Source organism: Acinetobacter sp. BIGb0196, assembly GCF_011759595.1.
GTDB classification, from domain to species: Bacteria; Pseudomonadota; Gammaproteobacteria; order Pseudomonadales; family Moraxellaceae; genus Acinetobacter; species Acinetobacter guillouiae.
On sequence record NZ_JAAOZA010000001.1, the window covers coordinates 1,513,963 to 1,531,746 of the forward strand.

Annotated in this window: 16 protein-coding genes; 12 read left to right on the plus strand and 4 right to left on the minus strand. The window is 36.8% G+C overall.

Features of this window, described 5'->3' with window-relative positions; all coding sequences use genetic code 11:
• Positions 1 to 165 precede the first annotated feature (165 nt).
• Positions 166 to 576 carry an SRPBCC domain-containing protein gene (locus FHR28_RS06825; RefSeq protein WP_056512074.1) on the plus strand — a complete coding sequence of 137 codons (411 nt, stop codon included), beginning with the start codon at positions 166 to 168 and terminating at the stop codon, positions 574 to 576.
• Positions 577 to 661: 85 nt separating this feature from the next.
• On the plus strand, positions 662 to 1,258 hold the full coding sequence (locus FHR28_RS06830) for a LysE family translocator (RefSeq protein ID WP_166782238.1): 597 nt from the start codon (positions 662 to 664) through the stop codon (positions 1,256 to 1,258).
• A gap of 39 nt (positions 1,259 to 1,297) precedes the next feature.
• On the opposite strand, the gene FHR28_RS06835 is transcribed toward FHR28_RS06830, so the two are convergent.
• Complete coding sequence (locus tag FHR28_RS06835; RefSeq protein ID WP_151957204.1) at positions 1,298 to 2,110, minus strand: AraC family transcriptional regulator; 813 nt, start codon at positions 2,108 to 2,110, stop codon at positions 1,298 to 1,300.
• A gap of 348 nt (positions 2,111 to 2,458) precedes the next feature.
• Between FHR28_RS06835 and serC the strand changes: the two genes are divergently transcribed.
• Positions 2,459 to 3,538 (plus strand): 3-phosphoserine/phosphohydroxythreonine transaminase, encoded by a 1,080-nt coding sequence (gene serC, locus FHR28_RS06840; RefSeq protein WP_105714140.1) that lies wholly within the window; start codon positions 2,459 to 2,461, stop codon positions 3,536 to 3,538.
• Between the two features lie 881 nt (positions 3,539 to 4,419).
• On the opposite strand, the gene FHR28_RS06845 is transcribed toward serC, so the two are convergent.
• A complete protein-coding gene (locus FHR28_RS06845) occupies positions 4,420 to 5,349 on the minus strand; it encodes a hypothetical protein (protein WP_004724362.1) in 930 nt (309 codons plus the stop codon).
• Between the two features lie 245 nt (positions 5,350 to 5,594).
• Between FHR28_RS06845 and FHR28_RS06850 the strand changes: the two genes are divergently transcribed.
• The 8 genes from FHR28_RS06850 (at position 5,595) to FHR28_RS06885 (ending at position 14,177) form a co-directional block, all read left to right on the plus strand.
• Positions 5,595 to 6,095, plus strand: coding sequence for a YaiI/YqxD family protein (locus tag FHR28_RS06850; protein WP_154130113.1), 501 nt, complete (start codon positions 5,595 to 5,597; stop codon positions 6,093 to 6,095).
• 190 nt (positions 6,096 to 6,285) lie between these two features.
• A complete protein-coding gene (locus FHR28_RS06855; RefSeq protein WP_166782239.1) occupies positions 6,286 to 7,194 on the plus strand; it encodes a DMT family transporter in 909 nt (302 codons plus the stop codon).
• A 299-nt stretch (positions 7,195 to 7,493) separates the two neighbouring features.
• The gene (locus FHR28_RS06860; protein WP_166782240.1) at positions 7,494 to 8,885 is read left to right on the plus strand and encodes an LLM class flavin-dependent oxidoreductase; all 1,392 of its coding nucleotides are present in this window, start codon (positions 7,494 to 7,496) and stop codon (positions 8,883 to 8,885) included.
• A gap of 231 nt (positions 8,886 to 9,116) precedes the next feature.
• Entirely contained in the window at positions 9,117 to 10,367 is a 1,251-nt protein-coding gene (locus FHR28_RS06865; RefSeq protein WP_166782241.1) for an SfnB family sulfur acquisition oxidoreductase, read from the plus strand.
• 32 nt (positions 10,368 to 10,399) lie between these two features.
• Positions 10,400 to 11,656 (plus strand): acyl-CoA dehydrogenase family protein, encoded by a 1,257-nt coding sequence (locus FHR28_RS06870; RefSeq protein ID WP_154130111.1) that lies wholly within the window; start codon positions 10,400 to 10,402, stop codon positions 11,654 to 11,656.
• 181 nt (positions 11,657 to 11,837) lie between these two features.
• Positions 11,838 to 12,665 (plus strand): SDR family oxidoreductase, encoded by an 828-nt coding sequence (locus FHR28_RS06875; RefSeq protein WP_166782242.1) that lies wholly within the window; start codon positions 11,838 to 11,840, stop codon positions 12,663 to 12,665.
• Between the two features lie 146 nt (positions 12,666 to 12,811).
• Complete coding sequence (locus FHR28_RS06880; RefSeq protein WP_004822592.1) at positions 12,812 to 13,762, plus strand: LysR family transcriptional regulator; 951 nt, start codon at positions 12,812 to 12,814, stop codon at positions 13,760 to 13,762.
• A 61-nt stretch (positions 13,763 to 13,823) separates the two neighbouring features.
• Positions 13,824 to 14,177, plus strand: a complete 354-nt coding sequence (locus FHR28_RS06885) for a hypothetical protein (protein WP_166782243.1) — start codon at positions 13,824 to 13,826, stop codon at positions 14,175 to 14,177.
• A gap of 48 nt (positions 14,178 to 14,225) precedes the next feature.
• Here the strand turns inward: FHR28_RS06885 and FHR28_RS06890 are convergent, their stop codons facing one another.
• Together FHR28_RS06890 and cysS are read right to left on the minus strand one after the other, a co-directional pair.
• Complete coding sequence (locus FHR28_RS06890) at positions 14,226 to 14,846, minus strand: TetR/AcrR family transcriptional regulator (protein WP_004822589.1); 621 nt, start codon at positions 14,844 to 14,846, stop codon at positions 14,226 to 14,228.
• A 322-nt stretch (positions 14,847 to 15,168) separates the two neighbouring features.
• Positions 15,169 to 16,590 carry a cysteine--tRNA ligase gene (gene cysS / locus FHR28_RS06895; RefSeq protein WP_166782244.1) on the minus strand — a complete coding sequence of 474 codons (1,422 nt, stop codon included), beginning with the start codon at positions 16,588 to 16,590 and terminating at the stop codon, positions 15,169 to 15,171.
• 198 nt (positions 16,591 to 16,788) lie between these two features.
• Here cysS and FHR28_RS06900 point away from each other — a divergent pair, with 198 nt between their 5' ends.
• The gene (locus FHR28_RS06900; RefSeq protein WP_004822585.1) at positions 16,789 to 17,781 is read left to right on the plus strand and encodes a KpsF/GutQ family sugar-phosphate isomerase; all 993 of its coding nucleotides are present in this window, start codon (positions 16,789 to 16,791) and stop codon (positions 17,779 to 17,781) included.
• The last annotated feature ends 3 nt before the right edge of the window (positions 17,782 to 17,784 follow it).

Sequence of the window (17,784 nt, forward strand, 5' to 3'; positions counted from 1 at the left end):
ACTATTCTAACCTTGAATGACTAGAATAAATAATCTAAATGTATACTTTAATATGTGTGGTTTTTGTAGTTTCGATAATTAGTATAAACACGATTAAATTATAATCAAAAATATGATAATTCAATTAAAAAATTGAATCTCAAAATAGATCTATGGAGAATAAAAATGGCAAGAATTACCGTTGAGTCCGTGGTCACAGCACCAATCGAATTGGTTTGGGATATTTATAATAATCCAGAGGATATACAGCAATGGAATACCGCTTCAGCGGATTGGCACACGGTCAATTCTAAAAATGATTTACGTGTAGGTGGACAATTCTCAAATCGTATGGAAGCCAAAGATGGCAGTATGGGCTTTGATTTTGCGGGTACATATACTGAAATTATTCCCCATAAAAAAATTGCCTATTCTTTTGGCGAGCGAAATGCTGAAGTTCACTTTGAACAAAAAAATGATGCTGTTGTGGTGAGGATTAGTTTTGATCCTGAAACGATATATCCGATTGAGCAACAGCAAGCAGGTTGGCAAGCAATTTTAGATAATTTTGCACGCTATGTAGAAAATAAAGTTTAGTTCTGCACAAACGTACAATACAAAACATTTCCACAGACTTACTTTGATCTTCTGAAATTCGTTTAGATCAAAGTTGAGTGTTGTTGTGGAAATCTTTCTTTATACCTTGAGTGTGATGTATAGCCCCGGTCCTGTAAATTTCATTGGATTGAATTCAGGACTGCTTGGGCAGCTTAAACAATCCATCGGTTTTTTCATTGGGGTGGGTTGTGCAATGTTATTTCTATTTCTGACTTTGGGCTATGTTGGTGAGGCTGTTATTCCTCACCACTGGCTACACTATATTTCTTTGGTCGGGGCGGTGTATACCTTTTATATGGCTGTTAAAATGTTGACAGCCTATTTAGAAAGTATTGAAAAAGCCGAACATCAACTGACCTTCTTAAATGGTTTCTTAATTCAATTGTTTAATCCTAAAGGGATTCTGGTGATTTTACCCGTCACGACAATTATGTATCCTGCGGCTAAAATTACAGGCGTAATGATTTTTATTGTATCTTTGATCATTTCAATGGGTGCTGCTGGAGCGCCATTTGTATATGCTTTGGCGGGCAAGTTTTTAGGGGATAAAATTTCTGATCCTAAATGGTTTAATTATTTAAATAAAATTATGGCAATCATGCTGATTGTTACAGGACTTGGAATGCTACGCGATTTTATTGTAGGAATGAATTTGCTGTGATTAACCACTAGCTTGAACTGAATCTGTGTGTATTTACGCCTAAGGCAAATGATTGATCTTTTTCCAATGGGCAGGGCTGAGCCCAAACGCTTGTTTAAAATGTCGGGTCATATGGCTTTGATCATAAAACCCTGCATCTGTTGCAGCCGCAACCAAAGAAGCCCCTTTGATTAAATTGATTTTAACTTTTTCCAGCCTACGCATGGTTAAATAACGATGTGGGCTGGTTCCAAACAATAAGCGGAAGTCGCGCGATAAACTCCAACGGTCGCGTCCAATATTTTTTTCTAAATCATCTAAGCTGATATTTCGTTCAGATACAGCATGAATAAATTCTCGAGCTTGTTCTGCTGCACGATAATCAAAACTCAGCCGTTGTGATAATGGTTGAACAGAAATTTCATTTAAAGCCATGGCTAGATCATACAGCGCATCTTCTTCTTCCAATACTTCCATATGATTTTCGATGCTTTGTAGAAAAGTATTAGTGGCTTTAAATAATCGAGGATCTGTGCTGATCCCGTGTTCGATAAAAGGTAGTGGTTTACCATTTAAAATAGATTGAATTTTTGCAGGTTCTATATACACCATACGATAGCGGAAACCGTCTTGTGTACCTGATTCACCATCATGTTTTTCATCAGGATGCAGCACCATGGTCATACCTTGCTGGCTATGTTGCATGACACCTTGATAATGAAAACTTTGAACGCCTGAAAGTGTACGACCAATGGCATAGGTATCATGCCGATGCGGTTCATAGGCATGATCATTAAAAAATGCTTCGATACGTTCAAATCGATCTGTTTCCGATGCTGTGCGAATCCAATCCTGATGATTTGATGTTGGCATTGAACATCTACCAATGAATAAAGTTTAAGCTGGATAAATTATAACTGAGTTAAGCTGATAAATTGAGTTTTATCCGTATATGAATATGAGCAACGGATGCTCTAGCCTTGTGCAGTCAGCTAGAAAAGCATGTTGGCAATAAGTCATTGTTTCAGGCTGATGATTAAAATATCCGTGAGCAGTCTAGCTATAATATTTTGCTTCTCTCAATATCGATAGTTAATTGAATTATCAACTCTAAATCTCTAAACATATTGAAATATTGACTGACAAAGCTACTGCATGAAAGGTCGATTTGTGGTTAAATGCGCCTATTTCATTCGTTTCACTTTTAAAAAGGGAAAAATCATGCGCGCGTACAATTTCTGTGCTGGTCCTGCTGCATTACCTACTGCCGTTTTAGAAAAAGCTCAGGCTGAGTTATTGGATTGGCACGGTAAAGGCTTATCCATCATGGAAATGAGCCATCGTAGCAAAGACTATGTGGCTGTCGCTGAAAAAGCAGAAGCAGATTTACGTAAATTGATGAACATTCCAGAGAACTATAAAGTATTGTTCTTACAAGGTGGTGCATCACTTCAGTTTTCTGCAATTCCACTCAATTTATTGGGTAAAAATTCTAAAGCTGATTATATCCATACTGGGATTTGGTCAGAAAAAGCCACTAAAGAAGCGCAACGTTATGGCGATATCAATATCGTTGAAGCGGCAACAAGCATAAATGGAAAGCTTGCAATTTCTGAGCAAAGTACATGGAACTTGTCAGACGATGCGGCTTATGTCCATTATGCTGAAAATGAAACAATTGGCGGTATTCAATTTGCCAATATTCCAGAAACAGATAAACCATTAGTTTCTGATTTTTCATCAAGTATTTTATCTGCACCATTAGACGTATCTAAGTTTGGTTTGATCTATGCTGGAGCACAAAAGAATATTGGCCCAGCAGGTTTAACCCTTGTAATCGTGCGTGATGATTTATTGGATCAAGCAAAACCTGAAATTCCAAGCTTGTTAAAATATGGTTCACAAGCGAAGAATGATTCTATGGTGAATACGCCAGCAACTTATGCTTGGTATTTGTCTGGTTTGGTTTTTGAATGGTTACTTGAGCAGGGCGGTGTAGACGCAATGTATAAAACCAACCTTGAAAAATCTAAATTGCTATATGGTTATATTGATTCTAGTGATTTTTATAATAACCCGATCGCACTTCCAAACCGTTCAATCATGAATGTACCGTTTACTTTAGCAGATGAAGCACTGGATAAATTATTCTTGAAAGAAGCTGAAGAAAATCATTTGCTCAATCTTGCTGGTCATCGTTCAGTGGGTGGTATGCGAGCAAGTATTTATAACGCTGTACCTTTGGAAGGCGTACAAGCACTTGTCAACTTTATGGATGACTTTGCTCAACGTAACGGCTAATCTCACTTCAAAACATTTAAATGATTTGTTGTAGTTGAACAGGACCTTAATTTTTTCCTTGATTGAATAAACAGGGGAAGGGAAATTAGGGACTGTAGACATAAAAAAATCCCTCCAGAGTGAGGGATTTTTTTATGTGAGATAAATGTCGTAAAACATTAAGTCGTCGGGAATATGCCTAATATATGGATCATCATTGCAGCTAAAAACATACCTAGAACAAAAAAGCAGCAGGCTCCTTTATCCAAGCGTAAGTGAAAACCACTAACTTGATTGATTAGACTAGTCGATTGTTCAGGTATAATTTTCATTACTGAGCCTAGATTTTTAAATTATTGTTTAAATCCTATTGGTTCGTCGTATTTTTAACATAATTGACTGGTTAAATAAAGTGCTAAATTACATTATTAATATGTTGCGGCTTTTATTATCTCTCGATCCATAAAAATATTATGAATTTATAATCATGATTTTGTGGATACATTGTGGATAACTTGACTGTTTTTTAGTCTTTATATGGAAAATAATCCGATTTAAGTATAAAAATGAAATCTATTTTTTAACAAGATCATGATATTTATTGGTTTAATTTTTATACTTAAGCTGCTGTTTTTAAATTTATTTTTGAATTCGTTTTCTTGGGATTTTTCAAATAGGGGAATGTATTTATTATTTAAATAAACAGGCGATATTCTTCAACTTAAATAGTTTTAAAAAGGCCTGATTATTTAATTTTTAATTTAAACTGTGGATAACTAGTAAATTTGAATTCAAAAAGATAAAAAGTGTGAGGTTCTATTTAGATATAATAGAAATGTTACAAAACATGTAATAAAAAAGCATGATGGGTTTTCCATCATGCTGATTATGTGTTTTTTGAATCAAGCAGCAGAATAAATGTTTGCTTGAATCCAGATATTACCGCGAATATATTGTCCAATTTCAAAATTTTTGAAAGCAGGATCCTTGGTTGCGATACGGACTAAGATTGCGGGTTGGTTCTCTTCAAGAATTAAAGTCACATCATAAAGGGTATAGTCTTGTTGCATAAACTGCATTTGAGTTTTACCGACCACTTTACCTTGAAACCAAGCCTCATCCTCTTGCCCTAGGGTTTCTCCATAGAGGTATGCCACCATTTTAGAAAAATCAACAGTAACAGGCGCTTTATCATCTTCTGACTTCGCTTCCCATGCATCAATTTGCTCTTGAAGGTTTTCAGGTGCAATACCATTATTTTGTGAAAGAATATCGTTTAACGCACGATGGTGTTTGATTGAAGCAGGATCATCAACAATGATTTGTTCATGGTCAGAAACTTTTTCAAGTTCATAGGCCCATGCATTCAGTTGAACTTTATATTGTTGATCTTGCAAATATTGATGGCCGTTTACACTGTACAAACTGTCAAATGCATAAACTACACTATTTGTTCCTACTTTTAAGCTAAGTACTGCTTGAGTATTGGTTTTACAGGTAATAATACGGTCAATAGAAGCATTTAATTGATAGGGACTTTCAAAACTTGGGAAAGCCGTTTTTACAGCTTTAGGTTTGTTATTCTCAACATCAATCACTTGACAGAGCTGTACAGAAGAACCGCTTGGACCTTGGATTAACCAAGTTGATACATCCATATCGCATTCTTTTGAACAAAGCCCCATGGGCATCACTGGTGCATCCAAAGCCAAACCTAACCATTTGGGCACTTCGGACGTTGGATTTTCAGTCAATAGACTCCAATGTTCGACATGGCTACCAAAATTCTGATCTTCTATGATAATTGTTTCAGGTCTGTTTTGATTGTTCATTTTCACGATTTTAAATGCCTCTCTTATGCTATTAAATCGAGGATGATTGCTAGATTTCAAGTCCTGAAATGTAAAATCATAAGAAAAACCTGAATATTAAACTCAATTGCCATAAACCACGCCCTAAATTGTACTTTTAATCACCAAAAGCGAGATGCAAAGTTTGATTGGATCTCGAAGTTGTTAAAGATTTTCGCGATAAATAAAAGAATATGCATAGGACAGCGAAGCGGCATTTTGTTAAAATGTTGAAAAATCTTTATCAGAGATGTTGTGTGCTGCCATTTAAACTTTGGGTCGATGCAGATGCTTTACCTAAAATTCTTCGTGAAGTGATCTTACGTGCATCAGACCGTTATCAATTGGAAGTTACTTTTGTTGCAAACCAGCCTGTAGGTATTACGCCGTCTGTACGGATCAACTCAATTCAAGCAATGTCGGGTGCAGATCAAGCTGACCAAGAAATTGTTGATCGTATGGGGGAGAATGATATTGTGATTACTCAGGATATCCCTTTAGCGGCACAGGTTATTGAAAAGGGTGGTGTGGCAATTCACCCACGTGGAGAGGTGTACACTTCAGCCAATGTCAAAGCTCGCTTACATTTGCGTGATTTTATGGATACTTTGCGCGGTGCAGGTGTACAAACAGGTGGACCACCACCGATTTCTGAGCGTGATAAACGTGAATTTTCGAGTAGCCTAGACCAAACCATTCTCAAGCAGAAACGTAAGACTTCGATATAAGTTTAACTCATGCTTTGAATAATCATCTGCGACTGATTTTTTCGACCTTTTGAATGACTCGACCTTGCTTTTCAATAGATCTTCACATTGCTTGATTAAGATTTAAGTGAATTTGCAAAGATCAATGTAGAAATTCATTTTTAAACCCAGCACATTTTAATTCACATCCAGCAGTCATTTAGGAATCTTTATGCCCTCCAAATCCAACCTGATGACGACCTATATTTTATTGGTCTTCATTTGGGCAAGTACGCCTTTGGCAATTGTATGGAGTGTGGCAGATTTACATATGATGTGGGCTTTGGTTTTGCGGTTTTTTATCGCTTTGCCGATTGCTTTAATTCTATTGCTGATTTTAAAGGTTAAATTACCGCGCAATAAAATTGCTTTACATAGTTATTTAGCAGGCTCATTTAGTCTGATTGGTTCGCAAATTTTTACCTATGCTGCAACCAGTTATTTAAGTTCAGGTATTATTGCTTTGATGTTTGGATTAGCTCCAATTATGGCAGGGCTTATTGGTCGTTTTGTTTTTGGTCAAAGATTACTGGGGATTCAATGGCTTGGGATGCTAGTTGCTGTTGTTGGCCTCGCCATTATTTGTACCAGTAGCGGGGCAAGTCAACATGTGCATCCTGTTGGAATCTTGTTGATGTTGATGAGTGTATTTACCTATGCTTTTTCCATCTTTTGGGTAAAAAAAGTAAATGCAGATGTCGTTCCAATGGCGCAAGCAACAGGTTCAATCTTGGTTTCTACCTTGGCTGCAATGTGTATTATTCCTTTTATTTGGCAGTATGCACCTACGCATATTCCCGAAACAAAATCATTATTAGCATTGATTTATACCGTATTGATGGCTTCATTACTGGCGATGTTTTGTTATTTTAAATTGGTGCAAAATATTAAAGCCACGACTTTGTCATTGACGACTGTGATGACCCCGATGATTGCCATGTTTTTAGGCGCGATGCTCAATAATGAAAAACCAACAATGAGTGTGTTTATTGGTGCGGCGGTTTTGATCTTTGGACTAATTTTATACTTCTATAAAGATTTTAAAGCACGTCAATTGCTGGCTAAAAAGATTGAAAATTAGCATCGAATTTTGCTTTTTTCCTTTAGATTTTATGCTGAGTGATTAACCTTAAACTAAGTTTGGATTGATGCTTTTTAAATAAGATATGTTTTTAATTTTTATACAAAGTTAATCATGATACTTACAAAATGATGAAAGCCAATATGAGTCATTTTAAATAAAGCACTTTGTATAAAATAGTATATTTACTTCACCATTTTAGATAAAAGCAATCATGATAATAATTGAAGATATTGAGATAAAAGAATAAAGATAAATGGCATAGGATAAAAATAATAATCAAAATGAGTTGAAGAGAAATGACGAAGCAGATCCGCTTTAACGCCTTTGAAATGAATTGTATTGCACATCAATCTCCTGGTTTATGGCGTCATCCTTCAGATCGCTCGACAGAATATAAAGATATTGAGTATTGGACTGACCTTGCTAAAATCTTGGAAAAGGGCGTGTTTGATGGCATTTTTATTGCGGATGTACTCGGGATATATGATGTTTACCACCACAGTGCAGAACATGCATTAACAGGTGCAGTACAAGTCCCGGTCAATGATCCTTTGCAAATTGTTCCAGCGATGGCTGCGGTAACACGGCATTTAGGTTTCGGTGTAACTACATCTATCTCTTTTGAACATCCTTATCCTTTTGCACGAAGAATCAGTACATTAGATCATCTTACCAAAGGTCGGGTGGGATGGAATATTGTCACCTCCTATTTGGAAAGTGGTTCTAAAAACTTAGGACTAAATACGCAATTAAATCATGATGATCGCTATGACATTGCCGATGAGTATTTAGAAGTGCTATATAAGTTGTGGGAAGGGTCTTGGGAAAGCGATGCTGTTTTAAGAGATAAGCAGGCTGGGATCTTTGCAGATCATACAAAAGTTCATCCTATTTCACATGAGGGGAAATACTTTAAAGTTCCTGGTATTCATATTTGTGAGCCTTCACCACAACGCACACCTGTGCTATACCAAGCTGGTGCTTCAGCTCGAGGGCAAAAATTTGCAAGCCAAAATGCCGAATGTATTTTTATTGCGCCACCGTCAAAAATAGCAGCCAAGAAAATTGTTCAAAGTATTCGTGAAAAATTAAAGCAGGAAGGGCGAGATCCTTATGCTGTTAAAATTTATAGCTTATTGTCAATTGTAACCGATGAAACGGATCAAAAGGCACAGGCGAAATTTAAAGAATATCAATCTTATGGAAGCTATGATGGTGCATTGACCTTGGTGTCTGGTTGGTCTGGTGTGGATTTTTCACAGTATCAACCGCATGATAAAGTTGAGTATATTGAAACTAATGCGATTCAATCGATGTTAGATGCTTATGTCAATGCAGATCCTAACCGTATTTGGACAATTGAAGAAATTGCCCATTGGAATAGTGTGGGGGGGAATGGTCCTGTATTGGTCGGTTCAGCACAAACGGTTGCAGATGAGTTACAACAATGGGTAGAAGATACCGATGTTGATGGTTTTAATTTAGCCTATATTCTTGCTCATCAAACTTTTATTGATATTGTAGATTTTATTGTACCTGAGTTACAACGTCGTGGTGTTTATCAAACAGAATATCGTCAGGGGACTCTACGAGAAAAACTATTTCAACAAGGTGCTTATTTGCCAGAGAATCATCGAGGCGCACAATATCGTAAAGAGAATACGGATAGATTGGCACAAGCAAGTTAGTCTAAATCCAATTTTAAATATGCATTTTAAATAATTATTTATTGTATATTGATTGAGCTCATTAGTTAGAGCCCAGCCCACATAATGTGGGCTTTTTTATGATTTTAATAGTTATGAATTTTAATGATAAATTTATGATTTTGTTTTGAATAATAAATGCATTTATTCGTATAAATAGTATAAAAAAATAGTGCTAGTTTAAATCTATGCTTATTTAAAAGAGTAACAACAATGACGGATTTAAACCAAAAAAACTTTTCTTCTCAGACAGCGGTTCCTTTGCAATTTTTTGAATTGAATCATGATGCACACGTTATTCAATCGGATGCGGAAGCCATTCAAGTGGCGAAAAATTTGGCCAAAGAGTTTGCCAAAGAAGCATCACAACGTGATTATGAACGTCGTTTGCCGCTTGAGGAGATACAGCTCTATTCACAAAGTGGTTTATGGGGGATTAATATTCCTCAGGCCTTTGGTGGGGCTGAAGTGAAATATCGTACTTTAGCGGAAGTGGTGAAGATCATTTCTAGTGTAGACCCTTCACTTGGACAAATTGCTCAAAATCATTGGGCTTTTATTGAGCATCTCCGTTTAGATGCCAGTCCTGAGCAGCAACAATTTTTCTTTGCTGAAATTTTAAAAGGTCGGCGTCTGGGCAATGCGTTTTCAGAAAAAGGTAGCAAGACCGTTGCTGACTTAGAAACCAAAATACATAAAACAGCCCAAGGTTATGAAATTAATGGTCAAAAATTCTTTGCTACTGGGGCTTTATTGGCACATTGGGTACCTGTCGTAGCAGTTAATGAAGAGGGGCTGCCTGTGGTTGCCTTAACGCCACGAACCAGTACAGGTCTGGAAATTGTTAATGATTGGTCTGGATTTGGACAAAGAACCACAGCGAGTGGAACTGTGTTATTGAAACAAGTTCAAGTCGATGAAAAATATATTGTGCCGATTCACAAAGCCTTTGAAAGACCTACAGCAGCAGGTGCTATTTCTCAATTTATTCAAGCCGCAGTAGATGCTGGTATTGCTCGTGGTGCAATTGATGAAACGATTCAATATGTACGCTTACATTCACGCCCTTGGATTGACTCAGGTTTAGAGAAAGCCAGCGATGATCCGTATACCATTGCAAGTATAGGGGAGTTAAAAATCAAATTACGTGCAGCCGAAGCTGTTTTAGACTTGGCTGGTGATGCAATTGATCAAGCAATTGCCAATCCATCTGAAGAGAATGCTAATCAGGCGGCATTACTGGTTGCAGAAGCCAAGGTATTAACAACTGAAATTGCCATCCTAGCTTCAAATAGATTATTTGAATTATCAGGTACTCGTTCAACATTGTCTGAATTAAATTTAGATCGCCATTGGCGTAATGCACGTACTCATACTTTGCATGATCCTGTACGTTGGAAATTTAATTTAGTCGGTAATTATTATCTCAATAACATTCACTTACCACGCCATGCGTGGAGTTAAGAATATAAATAACCAACAGATGGAGAGAAAAAATGGGTAACTTAGATATTCAAAACCGTTTTATTGAGGATTTATCAATCTCAGCAGACTATGAGAAGGTTGCGTCAAAGTATCGTGCAATTTTTGAAAAGATTTCACAAGGTGTCGTTGAGCGCGAGCAACAGCGTATATTACCGTATGAGCAAATAGACTGGTTAAAACATGCAGGTTTTGGTGCATTACGTGTGCCAGTCAAGTTTGGTGGAGATGGGGTGTCTTTACCTCAGTTATTTCAATTGCTCACTGAACTTGCAAAGGCCGATTCAAATATTGTGCAAGCATTGCGGGGGCATTTCGCTTTTGTTGAAGATCGATTAAATGCACATAAGTTTAAGAACCAAGAATTATGGTTTAAACGTTTTGTTCAAGGTGATTTGGTGGGAAATGCATGGACTGAAATCGGTCATGTGAAAATTGGTGATGTGATTACCCGTGTGACTCAAAATAATAATCAATTGTTGGTCAATGGGAAGAAGTACTATTCAACAGGTACAATCTTTGCGGATTGGGTTGATTTATTTGCCTATGATGAACGTACTGATCAGCATGTTATTGCTGCGATTTCTCGACATGCTTCTGGGGTTGAAGTACAGGATGATTGGGATGGTTTCGGTCAAAAAACTACGGGGAGTGGCACTTTAACGTTAAGCAATGTTGCAATCGAAGCAGACCATATTTTGCCTTTTGAGCAACGTTTTAAATATCAAACTGCATTCTACCAAGTGATTCATTTGGCGACCTTATCGGGGATTGCACAGTCAGCAGTTGCAACATTTATTCATGAAGTACAAAAGCGTGATCGTATTTTTAGTCATGGCAATGCTGATTTAGTACGTAATGATCCACAGATTTTACAAGTGATTGGTAAAGCTTCCGCACAAGCCTATGCAAGTGAAAGTATTACCACTCAAACAGCAGAAGCTTTGCAGCGTGCATATATCAGTCACTTTAGTGAATCCGAAGTAAAAAATATTCAAGCAAATAATGATGCTGAATTAGAGGCAGCACAAGGGCAGGTGGTTATTTCTGATTTAGTCTTGGAGTTAACCAGTAAGTTATTTAATGCGCTTGGCGCATCTGCAAGTACCACCACAAAACAACTTGATCGCTTCTGGCGCAATGCGCGGGTCGTATCTTCACATAATCCAGTCGTATATAAGGAAAAAGTGATTGGTGATTGGGAAGTCAATCGTGAACCATTGCCTTTTGTTTGGCAAATTGGAACAAGTCCAAAAGTTGGCGCTGCCTAGAATTTAAATTTTAACCACCTTTAGTCCAAGGCTTGCTTATGCAAGCTTTTGATTTTTATAAAGACCATAAAAAAAATAATTATTGTACTCATGAGTATACAAAATGGCAGATTTGGTACTATGAGGAGAAAACAAAGTTAAGTAGATTAGTACAGCAAAAAACAAATACAACGAGGAAATCATGTCGCTTAAAGGAAAAACACTTTTTATTACCGGTGCAAGCCGAGGAATAGGGCGAGAGATTGCACTAAAAGCTGCACAAGATGGTGCGAACATTGTGATTGCTGCAAAATCTACACAAGAGCATGCTAAATTAGGAGGCTCGATTTTTACTGTTGCTCAAGAAGTTGAGGCGGCAGGTGGTCAAGCTTTAGCACTTCAACTGGATGTACGTGATCAAGATGCGGTTGCGCTTGCCATGAAACAAGCAGCAGCGCATTTCGGTGGAATTGATATTTTAATTAACAATGCTGGTGCGATTAAACTGTCTGGCGTGGAGACGCTTGACCCAAACCGTTTCGATTTAATGTATCAGATTAATACACGTGCTGTGATGGTATGTAGTCAAGCTGCGTTACCGTACTTAAAAAACAGTGACAATCCGCATATTTTAAATCTTTCACCGCCGTTAAACTTGGATGAAAAATGGTTTGCCAGCTATGCACCTTATACCATTACTAAATATGGTATGAGTATGCTGACTTTAGGGATGAATCAAGAGTTTGCCAGTTATGGAGTGAGTGTAAACTCACTATGGCCGAGAACGATTATTGCCACAGCTGCAATTGAGTTTTCTTTAGGCGGTAAGCAATTATTTAGCAGAGCTCGTAAACCGAACATTATGGCAGACGCTGCTTATCGTATTTTAAACAGTGAGCAACGTGCTTTAACAGGACGTTTGTTGATTGATGAAGAAATCCTACGAGAGTCGGGTATTACAAATTTTTCTGAATATCGCTATGCTGATTCTGAGGATGAGTTGATGGTTGATTTGTTTGTTAAAGAATAATTGCTGAACGGATCGCGCCAATAATTCGTACCGATTTTAAAATCCTGGTTTGATTGTTTAAAATCGGTACATTAAAACATTGGAAATTTTTATAAAAAAGCAGAAGATATAATATTGAATCTAAAAAATGAGTGAGATGTAATTTCGTGTATGAGTTAGATTGTAAGTTGCTCAGTATTTTTTACTATATCTACAAGTTTAAAAGTGTTTCTGTTGCCGCAGATCATTTAGCGATGAGCCAACCTACAGTAAGCAATATTCTGAACAAAATTCGTGTTCATTATAACGATCCGTTATTTTTACGGATTGGTAATGAAATGGTGCCTACAGAATTATCTAAACAACTTTATCCTTTGATCAGTGAAGCACTGAGTAAAGTTGAAATTATTAATAATTTTAGTGTGGATTTTGATGAAACAGCATCACAGCAACAATTTACAGTTGCGATGACGGATGTTTCTCACTTAGTTTTATTGCCTAAAATCTCTCAATATCTCAAAGCACATGCACCGCATGTCAAATTAAATGTTCGCGCCATCACCTCTGAAACCAGTTATCAGATGGCAAATGGTGAAATTGATTTGGCGATTGGTTTTTTACCACAATTAGAAAATGGTTTCTATCAACAAAAATTATTCGAACAATTTTATGTGGTGATTGCATCTAAAGACCATCCACGATTAACTCAACAAAGCATGACCGTTGAGCAGTACTTGAGTGAATCACACATCGATATTGATGCGGGTGTGGGGCATTATCACATCGCCAATGAGCTGTTAAATTTGGATTTAAAACGTAATGTATTGATGCGTATTCCGAGTTATCTTGGTGTTGGCTTAGTGGTGCAAGATACTGACTCGATTGCAACCGTTCCTTATTATTTGAGCGAAGTCTTGTTGTCACGAGGAAACTTACAAATTTTTCCAGCACCAATTTCGTTTCCGACTTACTCGATTAAGCAGTATTGGCATATGTCATGTCACCATAAAACCAGCCATCAGTGGTTAAGACATATGTGTTATGAGATTTTTAGTCAGGTGAACTCAATGCCTTTACCCAGTCAGTTATTAAGCCATGGCGATCAGCCTGAAGTTTAAGGGGTTCTATAATCAATACATCCAGAATGATTGGTATCAACAGCTTGGTAAAATATTATTGATGAAAAAGATTAATATTTTTGATTTAGAAAAATTTAAACGAGATCTATATGCAGGTCAGCAGTTGAATGGGCGTGTGTATAAACAATATGCACAGGATATTGAAGAATATCTTTTGCAATTAGATCATTTTCCCCATCAAGTCTTTCAAGTTTATCTTGATGTATTGAACTCAAGTTATATGACGCAAGTGCATGGCGTCTATCATTTTTTTAAACAGTTATATTTTGACTTTGAAAAGCTATCACCAGTTCAACGGTACCAACTTAAAAGTGTAATTAATCGTTGTTTAGAACGACCTCTAGATAATAATTTAGAACTATGGCTTTTAGAAATAAATCAAAATAAATTTTAAAAGGACTTTTTAAAGCTAAATAGCTTAAGAACAGTTATCCTTTTAAGATTAATTCGCTTGATGCTCTGAATCGGTTAGCTTATCAGGTGTCATCAATGCTTGATTGACATAGAGTTTGATCAAGCGTTCACGAGAGCCAATAGACTTTTGATAGTGCGTAGAATTTAACAATAATGATGCGCCATAAGTCACTGTCCAGATATAAGACAAGTAATCACGGATTGACATACTACTGTTTAAGGCTTTGAGATGTGCTCCGAAAAGATCTTTAATTTCTAAAATACGTTGCTCACGTATGCTATAAAGTTCTTCGAATAAGTCTTTGAGTTTACGTTCGTTATTGGTTAGACGTTCTTCAATCACATGCAGTAAAATTGTTCGATTCGAATTTAACATGTTATATAACATGTATTCAGATACATAGATTTTAATATCGTGATGATAGGCTTTAGAAATATCTAAAAGTCGTTTTTCATTCAAAATAATCAGTTCAAGATACAGTTGGTTTTTACTTTTAAAATGTTTATAGATCGTTCCTTTTGCGATATCAAGTTCAGCAGCAAGCTCACTTAACGTAATATCCTGATTATTATCAAGCAATAAGGTTTCTGCCATTGCTAAAATTTTCTCTTTGCGAAGAAGAAAATTCTGTTGGCGCACTGAACTCATTCTATTGATCCAAAACCGCTGATGAAGAACTGGACTCAGAGTATATCAGCTATTTTGCTGATTCAATAAAACTATAGTCCATCATATTCAATAAAATATTTATTTTTTTAATGTATTTAATAATTTAGCTTTTATATAAGTAAATTAGGAGAGATAAAATTTCAACAAACAATTTATAAAACTAAACTTAAGTATGGTCATACGATGAATATAAAGAAACTGTAAGAGATGTACCGTTTAAAAACATATTTAGTCAGCAACGACTTTACAAAAAAACCTGATCATTTGATCAGGTTTTTCTTTCTAATAAAGCTCTTAGAAATTAATCCGCGCGGCGCCAAATGGTACCTTGACGTGTATCTTCCAGTACTACACCTTGAGCAAGCAAAGACTGACGGATTTCATCTGCACGGGCAAAGTCTTTATTTTTCTTGGCATCTACACGTTGTTGAATGAAATCTTCAATATCAGCTTCGGATAAGCCAAGTGCTTCTTGACCAATGTCTGATTTTAAAAAGTCATCTACATTGTATTGAACCAAGCCAAGGATATTGGTCAAGTGGCGTAACGTAGAATAATAAAGCGTAGATTGCACTGCATTATCTTCTTTAACAGCACGATTCAATTCTTTAATAATTTCGAATAAAACTGCAATTGCTTCAGATGTATTGAAGTCATCACGCATTGCTGAATTAAAGCGCTCGACGAGCGTTTCATCTAACAGGTCTGTGGTTTTATCGCCATAGACTTGTTGATATGCTTTAAATGCATGATAAAAACGAGAAAGCGTAGTTTTTGCTTCTTTTAGTGCAAAGTCCGAGAAGTTTACAGGGCTACGATAGTGTGATGACACAATAAAATAACGAATCACTTCAGGATGAAATTTCTCCATCACATCACGAATGGTAAAGAAGTTGCCTAAAGATTTAGACATTTTTTCACCATCGACATTGATAAAGCCAACATGCATCCAGTAGTTTACATATTGTTCATCTGTTGCTGCTTCTGATTGCGCAATTTCATTTTCATGATGTGGGAATAAAAGATCTGAACCGCCACCATGAATATCGAAATGATTGCCTAAGCAGCAAGTTGACATTGCTGAGCATTCAATATGCCAACCTGGACGGCCATTGCCCCAAGGTGAAGCCCATGATGGCTCATTTTCTTTAGCATGTTTCCATAGCACAAAGTCAAATGGATGTTTCTTCTCAACTTCAACATCAACACGTTCAGAAGCGCCAGCTTGCATATCGTCAAGTTTACGTCCTGAAAGTCGGCCATAGTTCTTAAATTTTTCAACTTCAAAATAGACATCGCCATTTGCAGAAGGGTAAGCCGTGCCTTTATTGACAAGGTTACCAATCATATTCTGCATTTGATCGATGTAATCTGTTGCGCGTGGTGCCTCATCAGGTGCTAAGCATCCTAGGTTTTCGGCATCGTCATTCATCGCCTTGATAAAACGATCGGTCAAAGCTGTAATGCTTTCGCTATTTTCATTGGCACGCGCAATAATTTTGTCATCGATATCTGTGATGTTACGAACGTATTTAACATTCCAACCTTGGCTACGTAAAAAACGAATAATGTAGTCAAAAGCAACCATCACCCGAGCATGGCCTATATGACAGTAATCATAAACTGTCATACCGCACACATACATGTCGATATGTCCTTCTTTACGGGGAACAAATTCAACTTTTTTTCGTTGCTCAGAGTTGTAAAGAACAAATGGTTGCATAGGTTTTCTAAAGGCTTCAATAAAATGATGATTAATCTTAACCTAAGCTCCATATTTCATAAAGTTTTATACGTTATTTTTCTAAGAAAATGAAATTTATACATTTAGGAAAGCAGCCTATTGTATTGCTATGCTAAAATAGCAAAAATATTCCATTCGATATTCAAAACTCTTTATTAGAGTTAAGGTTAGCCCATTTTGAATCCTGAAAATAAATCAAATCAAGTTGATTTTCAAAAAGTTGCACTTGAAACTTTACGCATTGAAGAACATGCCATAGAGATTTTAGCGACTCAAATTGATGAACGCTTTACGCGCGCATGTGAAATTATTTTACAATGCCAAGGTCGTTTAGTGATTACGGGTATGGGGAAATCTGGGCATATTGGGCGGAAAATGGCAGCAACTTTCGCATCAACAGGGACACCATCATTCTTTATGCATCCTGGTGAAGCAGGGCATGGCGATTTGGGTATGTTGGTCAAAGGTGACGTGTTGATTGCAATTTCAAACTCTGGAAAGAGTGATGAGATTATGATGTTGATGCCACTGATTAAGTATTTGGAAGTGCCTTTGATCACCATCAGCGGTGATGACAAAGGACCTATGCCACAAAATGCAGATGTTGCGTTGACACTTGGAAATATCAAAGAAGCATGTCCATTAGGTTTGGCACCAACCTCTAGTACTACTGCAACATTGGTATTGGGCGATGCACTGGCTGTGGCATTATTAGATGCACGTGGTTTTACTGCAGATGATTTTGCAATGTCACATCCTGCGGGTGCGTTGGGTAAACGATTGTTGTTACATGTTAAACATTTGATGCGTACAGGCACTGATTTACCTAAAGTATTTCCTGATACACCAATGAATAAAGTTTTGTACGAAATTTCTAACAAGCGTTTAGGTTTAACCACTGTTGTCGATGAAAATGATACTTTATTGGGCATATTTACCGATGGTGATTTACGTCGTTTAATTGATAGACAGCAAGGTTTTGATGTGAACTTGCCTGTTTCCGCGGTCATGGTTCAAAACCCTTCAACCATTTCTAAAGAAGCACGTGCAGTTGAAGCTCTAGAAAAAATGAATGAAAAGAAAATTAGTCAATTTATTGTCGTCGATGATGCCAATAAAGTGATTGGTGTAATTAGTATGCATGACCTGATTCAAGCTGGAGTAAATTAATCA

Coding starts and splice junctions, on each gene's coding strand:
- FHR28_RS06825 (WP_056512074.1), top strand. CDS start 166: ATGGCAAGAATTACCGTTGAGTCCGTGGTCACAGCACCAATCGAATTG.
- FHR28_RS06835 (WP_151957204.1), bottom strand. CDS start 2,110: ATGCCAACATCAAATCATCAGGATTGGATTCGCACAGCATCGGAAACA.
- serC (WP_105714140.1), top strand. CDS start 2,459: ATGCGCGCGTACAATTTCTGTGCTGGTCCTGCTGCATTACCTACTGCC.
- FHR28_RS06845 (WP_004724362.1), bottom strand. CDS start 5,349: ATGAACAATCAAAACAGACCTGAAACAATTATCATAGAAGATCAGAAT.
- FHR28_RS06850 (WP_154130113.1), top strand. CDS start 5,595: ATGTTGAAAAATCTTTATCAGAGATGTTGTGTGCTGCCATTTAAACTT.
- FHR28_RS06855 (WP_166782239.1), top strand. CDS start 6,286: ATGCCCTCCAAATCCAACCTGATGACGACCTATATTTTATTGGTCTTC.
- FHR28_RS06860 (WP_166782240.1), top strand. CDS start 7,494: ATGACGAAGCAGATCCGCTTTAACGCCTTTGAAATGAATTGTATTGCA.
- FHR28_RS06865 (WP_166782241.1), top strand. CDS start 9,117: ATGACGGATTTAAACCAAAAAAACTTTTCTTCTCAGACAGCGGTTCCT.
- FHR28_RS06870 (WP_154130111.1), top strand. CDS start 10,400: ATGGGTAACTTAGATATTCAAAACCGTTTTATTGAGGATTTATCAATC.
- FHR28_RS06875 (WP_166782242.1), top strand. CDS start 11,838: ATGTCGCTTAAAGGAAAAACACTTTTTATTACCGGTGCAAGCCGAGGA.
- FHR28_RS06885 (WP_166782243.1), top strand. CDS start 13,824: ATGAAAAAGATTAATATTTTTGATTTAGAAAAATTTAAACGAGATCTA.
- FHR28_RS06890 (WP_004822589.1), bottom strand. CDS start 14,846: ATGAGTTCAGTGCGCCAACAGAATTTTCTTCTTCGCAAAGAGAAAATT.
- cysS (WP_166782244.1), bottom strand. CDS start 16,590: ATGCAACCATTTGTTCTTTACAACTCTGAGCAACGAAAAAAAGTTGAA.